The sequence below is a fragment of the Rhodovulum viride genome, from assembly GCF_003265965.1.
Classification (GTDB): domain Bacteria; phylum Pseudomonadota; class Alphaproteobacteria; order Rhodobacterales; family Rhodobacteraceae; genus Rhodovulum; species Rhodovulum kholense.
The window spans coordinates 1-8,881 of the sequence record NZ_MUAV01000048.1 but is presented as its reverse complement, the minus strand read 5'-3'; the positions used below and the strand labels follow the sequence as shown (position 1 = coordinate 8,881).

At 61.4% G+C, this 8,881-nt stretch carries 10 protein-coding genes, 1 pseudogene and 1 other annotated feature; of the genes and pseudogenes, 8 read left to right on the top strand and 3 right to left on the bottom strand.

Translation table 11 applies throughout. The features are described 5' to 3' along the window. The 4 genes from BYZ73_RS20215 to BYZ73_RS20200 all read left to right on the top strand — a co-directional run. On the top strand, positions 1-588 hold a 588-nt coding region (locus BYZ73_RS20215), incomplete at its 5' end, for an IS5 family transposase (protein WP_112317442.1). A 255-nt stretch (positions 589-843) separates the two neighbouring features. Beyond that, a complete protein-coding gene (locus BYZ73_RS20210; protein ID WP_108028873.1) occupies positions 844-1,218 on the top strand; it encodes a hypothetical protein in 375 nt (124 codons plus the stop codon). Next, on the top strand, positions 1,218-1,967 hold the full coding sequence (locus BYZ73_RS20205; protein ID WP_112317440.1) for a Tox-REase-5 domain-containing protein: 750 nt from the start codon (positions 1,218-1,220) through the stop codon (positions 1,965-1,967). The genes BYZ73_RS20210 and BYZ73_RS20205 overlap by 1 nt, the downstream gene beginning before the upstream one ends. Next, on the top strand, positions 1,967-2,713 hold the full coding sequence (locus BYZ73_RS20200) for an Imm52 family immunity protein (RefSeq protein ID WP_112317439.1): 747 nt from the start codon (positions 1,967-1,969) through the stop codon (positions 2,711-2,713). Before BYZ73_RS20205 ends, BYZ73_RS20200 begins: the two co-directional genes overlap by 1 nt. 974 nt (positions 2,714-3,687) lie before the next feature. Here BYZ73_RS20200 and BYZ73_RS20195 read toward each other — a convergent pair. Continuing rightward, entirely contained in the window at positions 3,688-4,287 is a 600-nt protein-coding gene (locus tag BYZ73_RS20195) for a helix-turn-helix domain-containing protein (RefSeq protein WP_181498135.1), read from the bottom strand. Between the two features lie 235 nt (positions 4,288-4,522). Between BYZ73_RS20195 and BYZ73_RS20190 the strand changes: the two genes are divergently transcribed. Together BYZ73_RS20190 and BYZ73_RS20185 are read left to right on the top strand one after the other, a co-directional pair. After that, on the top strand, positions 4,523-4,765 hold the full coding sequence (locus tag BYZ73_RS20190; protein ID WP_112317441.1) for a helix-turn-helix domain-containing protein: 243 nt from the start codon (positions 4,523-4,525) through the stop codon (positions 4,763-4,765). Positions 4,766-4,964: 199 nt separating this feature from the next. Beyond that, positions 4,965-5,495, top strand: coding sequence for a TnsA endonuclease N-terminal domain-containing protein (locus BYZ73_RS20185; RefSeq protein ID WP_146746365.1), 531 nt, complete (start codon positions 4,965-4,967; stop codon positions 5,493-5,495). Here BYZ73_RS20185 and BYZ73_RS20180 read toward each other — a convergent pair. Next, a protein-coding gene (locus tag BYZ73_RS20180) for an IS3 family transposase (protein ID WP_112317436.1) occupies positions 5,459-6,687 on the bottom strand; the annotation gives its coding sequence in 2 pieces (ribosomal slippage) (positions 5,459-6,399 and positions 6,399-6,687; 1,230 coding nt in all). The two genes, BYZ73_RS20185 and BYZ73_RS20180, sit on opposite strands and share 37 nt — an antisense overlap. Further along, positions 6,290-6,406: a sequence feature (AL1L pseudoknot), on the bottom strand. (Overlaps the previous gene by 117 nt.) A gap of 54 nt (positions 6,688-6,741) precedes the next feature. Here BYZ73_RS20180 and BYZ73_RS20175 point away from each other — a divergent pair. After that, positions 6,742-7,104: a LysR substrate-binding domain-containing protein gene (locus BYZ73_RS20175; RefSeq protein ID WP_112317435.1), complete on the top strand. Its 363-nt coding sequence runs from the start codon at positions 6,742-6,744 to the stop codon at positions 7,102-7,104. Between the two features lie 78 nt (positions 7,105-7,182). On the opposite strand, the pseudogene BYZ73_RS20170 reads toward BYZ73_RS20175, so the two are convergent. Next, positions 7,183-7,383: pseudogene (locus BYZ73_RS20170) on the bottom strand (transposase); the annotation flags it as partial. 306 nt (positions 7,384-7,689) lie between these two features. On the opposite strand from BYZ73_RS20170, the gene BYZ73_RS20165 reads away from it, so the two are divergent. Continuing rightward, positions 7,690-8,736 carry an adenosine deaminase gene (locus tag BYZ73_RS20165; protein WP_220086866.1) on the top strand — a complete coding sequence of 349 codons (1,047 nt, stop codon included), beginning with the start codon at positions 7,690-7,692 and terminating at the stop codon, positions 8,734-8,736. Positions 8,737-8,881 lie beyond the last annotated feature (145 nt).

Genomic DNA, 8,881 nt, shown 5'->3' with positions numbered 1-8,881 from the left:
CTGCACCTGCTCGTGGATAGCACCGGCATCAAGGTGGAAGGCGAAGGCGAGTGGCTCAGACGCAAACACGGCGCCTCGAAGCGCCGTGTCTGGCGCAAGATCCACATCGGCATAGACGAGGAAACGCTGGAGATCCGGGCCGTCGAGGTCACCTCCGGCAATGCAGGCGACGCGCCGATGCTGCCTGAGCTCCTGAAGCAGATCGGCCTGGATCGGCAAATCGCCACGGTCACTGCCGACGGCGCCTACGACACGCGCGCCTGCCACGACGCCATCGCCGACCGCGGCGCGGCCGAAATCATTCCGCCGCGCCGCAACGCCAGGCCATGGAAGCGGGACAGCGCCGGAGCCCGCGCACGAAACGAGATCCTGCGAGCATCGAAGCCCCTCGGCCGGGCACTCTGGCGGAACTGGAGCGGGTCCCACCGCCGGAGCAGGGTCGAAACGAAAATGAACTGCGTGAAACTGCTCGGCCAGAGGCTGATGTCACGGGACTTCGACCGCCAGGTTGCCGAAGTCCAGATCCGGGCGGCGGTCCTCAACCGCTTCACGGCGCTCGGCATCCCGCTCACCGTGGCCATGGGATAAGTGTGTCCGGGGAAAGGGGAACTGCGGTCGTCAGCTGATTTGCGCAACAGCGCCCATTCCATTGGGCAAGACCGAGGCCGGCGGAGTGCTACGGTGGTTGCACAATGGATGCTCCATCCGGCCCCAAATGGTCCCCACGGATCGGGAAGTCGGCGTAAAATCAGGTGAGTACGTAGCAGACCTCGGACCCGGCGGCGCTGCAGATCGGGCTCGCCGCGCCCGAACCGGCCCCCCCCTGAACGGAGCGCGCAGCTGATGGCCTTTACCCTGTCTGCCAATGTGATCGGCGCCCTCAATGCTCAGCAACAGCGCGATTCCGACCTGCGCTTTGCGCGCGACATCCGTGCGTTCCGGCCCGACCCGGTGCGCCATGTCAGCGATCCAGAACTGGCCGAAATCGTCCGTCTCTCGCGCGAGGCGGCGCGCGGCTTCGGTCTGCGCGACGACCGGTTGGTCGCGCGTTTTGTTATGGTCGATGCGCTGATCGCGCCGGGTTGGCATCGCGACCCGCAGGTCGTGGCGCATTTCCGCGATGCCTCAGGCAGTCCCGAGGCGAAGGCCGGCGACCTGTTCCAGCTGATCCGGATCAGCCTGCGCCAATACGGGCGCGAAGCGGAGGTTTGGTGGTAATGGGGTTCTGCATTCCGGTTTCGATCGACGATGTGCATGTCGGGCCCGATGGGTCGGTCATCGTCACGGGCAAGCAGATCTGCTGGGGCGACGATGTGCCTGCACCGCCGGTGCCGGTGCCCGCACCGGGCAGCGGCGGCGCCCCCGGCACGGCGCCCGCGCCTGCCACGATCAGCCCCGACCAGAGCAGCACGCGCACCGGAACCCAGACCGAGGCCGACGCGCGCACCCGCGAAGACAGCTGCACCGAGAACTGCCCGCTCTGCTCGCCGCGCAAGGAAGGCGGCCCCTACATGCGCTATTTCGGCCAGGTCAAGGCGGGAGCGCAGCGCGGCTATGCCTACCAGCATTTCATCTGCCCCTGGCACGCCTATGTCCCCGAGAGCAACATGATCGAGGAATGGGCCTGGGGCGGGGTCAATTTCGACGGGCTCTCGCCCGCCGAATGTCACCTCTGGGAGGCCAAGCACGGCTATGACAATTTCCTCGTGCAGCGCGACTGGAGCGCCGATGGCGGCCCGGAACTGGCCGATTGGGCGGTGCGCGCAGGTGTCGCCCAGACCGTGTTCGAACCGATGATCCGCGAGGCGCGGCGCCAGCACATGCTGGTAAGCCAGCATTACGGCAAGGTCGAACTCACCTGGGTGTTCTCGAACATGACGACCCGGCTCTATGTCGGGGCCCTGCTTTTGCAGCGCGTCACGGGGTGGTATCACGACATGCAAGTTCGACCCTTCGGAGGCAGCTGATGGATCTTACCTATGATCTGCTACTCAGCGCGGAGCTGACGCCGCATAGATACGGCGCCGAATATGCTGCCTATGAGGATGGCGCGCGGGATTTCTTCAAGCTCCTGCACAGGCTCGAGAAGATCCCCTGCTTCGACCTAGGATGGTGCTTCAAGGACATCGCGCTCTGGGCGCAGGAAGAGGCCTATATCCAAGAGAGCAAGAGCGTGTCCGATGCCGCCGGCTGGGCTGACGAGGAAGGCTCGGTCTCGACCATCGACAATGGGACGAAGGCCCTGGGCTCGGAAAAGGTCTACTACGGCTTCGACTACAGCTGGGGCGCCACCGGCACGCGACTGAACGGGCAAATCAAGCGCCCGCATCCGCATTACGGCCTCCAGCTCGATCATCTGATCACCCTGGTCGACGCGGTGACGCGCTGGCAGCGGCCGCAGCATCTTGCCTTCGGCCCGGGCGGCTACCTTGTCCATCACCACCCGCTCGACCGCGCGCGCCTGGGCATCCGCTGGATGGGCTGGCTTCCCTTCGCTATCGCGCCCGCCGAGCTGCCCGAGGCCGAGATCGTGCGGCCGATGAACGGCGGCACGCTGATCGTCACCCTGTCGCGGCTCTGGCAGGTCGGAGAGCGCCATCCCGACTATTCCGCCGAGGCGATCCGGCGGGCGCAGAACGTGGAATTGCGGCTCAACGCGCTCGGCCTGCTGCCCACCGCGCCCGACATCATGCGCGGCGACTGGGGCCAGTAGGCGGGGTTGGCACACCCATTCCGATTGCCCTGAACGGCGTGGTCGATTGCGCCGAACCCGTATGGATCAGAAGCCCGTGCGCAAAACGGCCAAGCCCTGCTACACTCGCCGCTTGGAGAGCGCGACAGGTGGACTCGGGCGACCTTTGTTTTCCGTTCGTCACCTGCGCCCCCCGAGCTGGATCCCCGCCCTTCGTGTCGGTGCTTAGCGTCATGCTGCGGCGAGCCGCGGAGGACCGCTATGGGGCTGTCTGTGGTCATCCGTCGTGCGTAGCCAGAACGTCTGCTATCGGCAGCGAGCGCGTTCTGGAAGCGGTCGGGTTCTTCGAAACTGTACAATCATTTGGCAATTTGTCGCTTTTGGCCTGATGGACAAGGGCCGAGGACGGTAATGGTCTCATCGATGTGTCCGAGGCGGGTTGACGGCTGAGGGGAAGTCCGTTCTCAGCGCAGGCCATTCCGTTTGGCGCAGCGAGAGCAGATCGATCTTCCGTTACGTCAGGAGAGATGCCTGGGCGCGCAACTCACTTGACGGTCAAGCTTTCATGCGGGGTTTCAGTCCACCGGCCTGCTCGGCAGCGCGAAGCAAGGGCCGTTTGGGGCCGCTCACCTGCTAGGTGAAAACCGTGACAACGGCGGCGGTGACCGCGATGAGCCCAGCAGCAGCAAGAAAAGGCACGAGAATAGAGCCGAGGCCGACGTGATTTGCATTGGCCCGAAACCGGGAGATAGGCGGGTGAGGCCTCTGGTCTTCGGTCTTGGCGGCGGCTCTGATCATTTCGTGTCCACCATGGCAGGGATACCTTTCAATATATGGAGCCCCCTCAAAAAAGCGAGGCTTGAGTCGCACGGCGCGGCTACGCACATGCGGATCATCGAGGTGAAGGGGGCATGGAGTGGGCTGCTTTCGTTGCCAGCTGGCGAAATGGGGTGAGCGTCAGGGGGCGCGAAGGGGCGATCAGGGTTCCGCGTGCATCAAAGTAACTTTTTCCCCACCCGCAGAAGGTGGCGCGCCACCTTGAAAACCGGCATCTCCGCCACGACAGAAGAAATGAGCAGCAGGATCGTCGCAGCAGAGGCGAGAAACATCCAGTCGATGCCGTGGACTTCGATGCCGAAGGGGATGTCGAGCGCCAAGGAGAGATGCTTCATAGCGAAGTACGTGGTTGCGGTGAAATAGGCGTGGTCGCGCCATGTCAGGATGATTTGCCCGAGCCGCGTATAGTTCTTTTCCCGGAAGACCTTCTGTTCCTGCCTCAGAGAAGCCCAGAAGTCCCTTGGCTCACGGATGGCCGCCGTTGGCATCGGCGAGAGCATCACCTTTGCCGCGCCCACCTCAGTGGCGAGCCGGTCGGTTGCGAGCAGGTCGAACTTGAAGCGTTCGATGACGGCCAGCCTTGTCGCCTGAGGCAGCTCGCGTTCTCCACGTTCATAGCGGCGCAGGGCGCGCTCCGACAGACCAATGGCTGCAGCGAACTGTGCCTGGCTCAGTCCGGTGGACGCCCGAAGCGCCAGCAGGTTTGCGGCACCAACCCGCTGAACAATCGATTCGTTGTCTTCCTGCGGAGTGACCAAATCCGGTGATCCAGTGGCTGCGCTTTCAAGGTTTCTCAGGAACCTTAGCTCGGAACATGTGTCAGCGGTCAAGAAAACAAGGGCAGAGGACCGATCGGTCCGTACGGACCAAACGGTCCGGTTATATTTTTATTTTTCGGCAATAGCTTGCGCGATTGACTGCTTCGGATGGAGTTCCTTAGCTGAAGTATGAATCCAGCTCCTTTTGCTTTCTCAGAACCTGGAGATCGACCCGATGCGCACCCCGACAAAGGCAGATCTGGACGCTCATGAGCGTCTGAAGGCGGAACTCAGGATCCGGGGGACATCACTGGCGCAGATTTCGCGTGAGCTCGGGGTCAGCGACTCCGCGATGACCTTGGTCGGCAAGCGGATGTGCCGGTCCCAACGCATTGAAACAGCCCTGGCTCTGGCCGTGGGCAAGGCACCGGAAGATCTGTTCCCTGCCAGCAGAGAGGGGGACGCGACCATGACCTAGAAAGGCAAAAGGCCTCGGAGTTGCAGCTCCCGAGGCCCTTCAGGTGTATCAAGTTGAAGCCGGATACATCTCATTCATGACCCAAACTTCGGCCCCGGTCAAGCGTGCAGAGACTTCTGCGGGCCGGGGCTCCATGTCTCCATGAAAGAGGACCCCGTTGTACCGGCAGGTGTGCCTGCGGTGCCGGGAGCAACTGCCTATGTATGACGAAGATTTCGGGGGGCCGTACGTCCCGCCCGAGCGGACGCGCGCGCCCCGGATGTTCCCCGCCCGATCGCGGGCGAGCGCACGAGGGTTTCTGGTCGCGAAACTGCGTGCCCAGGCCGCCTGGCGGCAGCTGATCTTTGAGAGCCACCTTGAGCGAAAGTGCCTCCTGGTGCTGCTCTCCCAGCACGCGGTCGTCGACGTCTGGGATCAGCCGCCTCAGATCACCTATAGAAACCAAGATGGGAAGCTGAAGCCCCACACCTTCGATTTCCTGGCCACGTTGGACGACGGCAAAAGGATCGCGATTGCCGTCAAGCCGGATGGGCTGGTCGAACGAAATGGTTTCGACCGTGAGTTCGCGCTGATCAGGAAGCAGACCACGAAGCAATTTGCGGACGATGCGCTGCTCGTAACGGATAATAGCTTCTCCGCAGCCGAAGTGCGCAATGAACCGCCCCGGGTTTGCCGGAGGCTGATTTTCGTTAGTTACGCGGCGACGGCATCGGCTTCCAGAGCTGCGTAGTATTCTTCTTCGGCTTCAGCGGGTGGAATGTTTCCGATGGGCTCGAGCAGGCGGCGGGTATTGAACCAGTCTACCCATTCGAGCGTCGCGTATTCGACGGCCTCAAAACTGCGCCAAGGGCCGCGGCGGTGAATGACCTCCGCCTTGAACAGCCCATTGATCGTCTCAGCCAAAGCATTGTCATAGCTGTCACCGACGCTCCCGACAGATGGCTCGATGCCGGCCTCACCGAGGCGCTCGGAATACTTGATGGACAGGTATTGGGACCCGCGATCAGAGTGGTGGACCAGTCCCATGCCCTTCGCCGGCCGACGCGCGTGGACGGCCTGCTCCAGCGCATCGAGAACAAAGCCCGCGTGGGCCGAGGTGCTCACCCTCCAGCCTACAATTCGTCTGGCGTAAGCATCGATGACGAAGGCGACGTAAGCGAACCCTTTCCAAGTGGCCACGTAAGTAAAGTCGCTGACCCAGAGCCTGTTCGGCGCGGAGACGCGGAACTGCCGGTTCACCTTGTCGAGCGGACATGGCGCCTTCTTGTCCGGCACCGTCGTGCGATGTGGCTTGCCGCGAATGATGCCCTGAAGGCCCATATCCTTCATCAGCCTGGCCACGGTGCAGCGGGCGACAGTGATCCCCTCGCGCCCGAGTTGCCGCCAGACCTTGCGGACACCGTAGACCTGCCAGTTCTCGTCGAAGACGCGGTGGATCTCGGGGCGAAGAGCCGCGTCCCGCTTGGCACGCGCCGACCGTCGGGCAGGTTCTGCCCGCTTCGCCAAGTGATCGTGGTAGGTGGAAGGGGCGATCGGCAGCACCTTGCAGATCGGCTCGACCCCGTGCTCCGCACGATGAGCATCGATGAACGACACCATTACTTCGACCGGCGGTCGAGCTCCGCCATGGCAAAATATGCTGATGCCTTGCGGAGGATCTCATTCGCCTGGCGCAGTTCCCGGTTCTCCCGCTCGAGCGACTTCATCTTCTCGGCCATGTCGCTCGGGATGCCGGCGCGCTGCCCATTGTCCACTTCGGCCTTCTTGACCCAGCTGTTCAACGTGTTCGCTGAACAACCGATCTTCGCGGTCACCGAGGCGATCGCCTGCCAGCGCGATCCATGCTGACCTGGATTGTCGAGGACCATGCGCACTGCGCGCTCGCGGACCTCAGGGAAGAACTTGTTCGTTGTCTTGCTCATGATGGCTCCAGTCTACTCAAGAGTTAGAGCCTCCGGCAAACCCGGGGCGGTTCAATGGCTCAGGTCGGTCATCATAATTTGCGAAGCTTCCGACAACTCGTGCAGCGCAGCCGGGCCCTCCCGCCAACAGGGCAGTCTGGCGTTCGCAAGAGCCCCTCCACTTGGTATGCAGAAACCCCGAGTACGATCCGGAGGCTGGTTGAACAGGGCTTGGGCTGGGCGGAGCTGCCGTTCTCAACCGTGGCGGGGTCCATCGAAAGAGGCACCGTAAAACGCCTGAAATATGCATTTCAACAGAGCGATATTCTTGAAGGCATCGACGTGGTCTGGACCGAGCAACAAGCATTGGGCGCGGCGGCACGGTGGCTGAGAGACGGGTTGCTGGATTTGCCGCAGCAAGCATGGCGCGTTAGTTAGTTCCCGCAGGCCACAGTCCAATTGACTGTGCCTCACGATATCACTTTGCGTCAGTGCGCCGGGCAGGGCACGATGTCTTTAATCCCGAAGTCGAACCCGACCAGCCAACTCACTCCAAGAGCCGTCCAGCTCGGGTAGTTTCGCAAGTTTTCGTAGGTTCTGGGCGATGGCGGTGAGCAGGAATCCGTCTTTGGCGCCATTTGGTCCGCGGAGCCGCAGCCGTGTCAGACCAAGGATCCGCTTGAGGTGCGCGAAGAGCATCTCGACCTTCTTCCGCTTTAGGCATAGGAAGCAGACTCTGTGTTTGCCGTCTCGTTCTTGACGATGGCCCAAGGTCGGGCGAACGGTGACCAGACACCCCGATGGAGCATCTGACATGACGCTGGACGAGAATTTCCGCACCATCACCGACTGGATCGAGGCGTAGGACGGAAAGAAGGCTCCCGGCTTCAACCCGCCCGCTTCCGATCAGAAGATCGAAGAGGCGGAGCGGCGTCTGGGCGTTCCCCTTCCAACCGCCATCCGGCTGCAACACCGACTGGCGGACGGGCAGCCGCAGGGGTTAACCGACCTCTCAATCGCGCAATGAAGAACGAAGAAACCAATATGAATAATATTCAGGGCTTCATCCGGGGTATCCCGAAGGCCGAATTGCATATGCATATCGAGGGATGCATCGAGCCCGACATGATGTTCAAACTGGCGGAACGCAACGGGATCCAGCTCCGCTGGGATTCTCCGGAGGAGCTGCGCGCCGCCTACGAGTTCAATGATCTTCAGTCCTTTCTGACTCTCTATTTCGAAGGCTGCAAAGTGTTGGTGCGGGAACAGGATTTCTATGACGTGACCTACGACTATCTCGCAAAGGCACACGAAGAAAACGTGGTGCGAGCCGAACTGTTCATCGGTCCGCAAAGCTTCACTGAGAACGGCACGCCCTTGGTGGAACTCATGGATGGCGTGCTGGGGGCGATCCGGGATGCAGAAAAAGCGTTTGGCATCAGCGCTGGAGTAATCATCAGCACGCACCGTCACAGATCCGAGGCGGACGCCTTGGAAATGCTTGATGCAATAATGCGTTGGCAGGACCGAATTCTTGGTATTGGGATGGGCGGCGCAGAAATTCCCAATCCTCCCTCAAAGTTTGTCAACTACTTCCGAACGTGTCGCGAGCGCGGCTTTCGCACCTGCATCCATGCGGGCGAGGAAGGACCGGCTGACTACGTGCGTCAGGCGGTCGAGCTGCTGAAGGTCGACCGGATAGATCACGGAAACTCCTGCCTTTCAGACCCCGAACTCGTCGCGGAACTGGTCGAAAAACAGATCGCGCTAACTGTCTGCCCGGTCTCAAACCTGAAACTCAACGTGGTGTCCTCGCTAGAAGATCATCCCCTTCGGAGGTTGCTCGATGCCGGCCTTCAGGTGACTGTTAATTCCGACGATCCACCTTATTTCGGCGCCTATGTGAACGAGAATCTTCTGCAGTGTCAGGCAGCACTCAACCTTTCGGTTGACGAGATCGTCACGCTCGCGCGCAACAGCATCGTCGGCTCCTTCCTGCCTTCACAGGAGGTCACCAAACTCACCAAAAAGCTGGACACGTACTGTGCGGGGTTCGATTGGCGTAACTGAAGGCTTTGTTGCGCAAAGGCCCGGCTGTGAGAGAATGTGATGTCAGATAAAGATGTCAATTTCTTCCTGCCAACCGACGTTTCTCCGGTAGTGCTCTGTTCCCTGAAAACTGGACCGTTTGAAGCTGGAGTTTTCGGCTAATCTT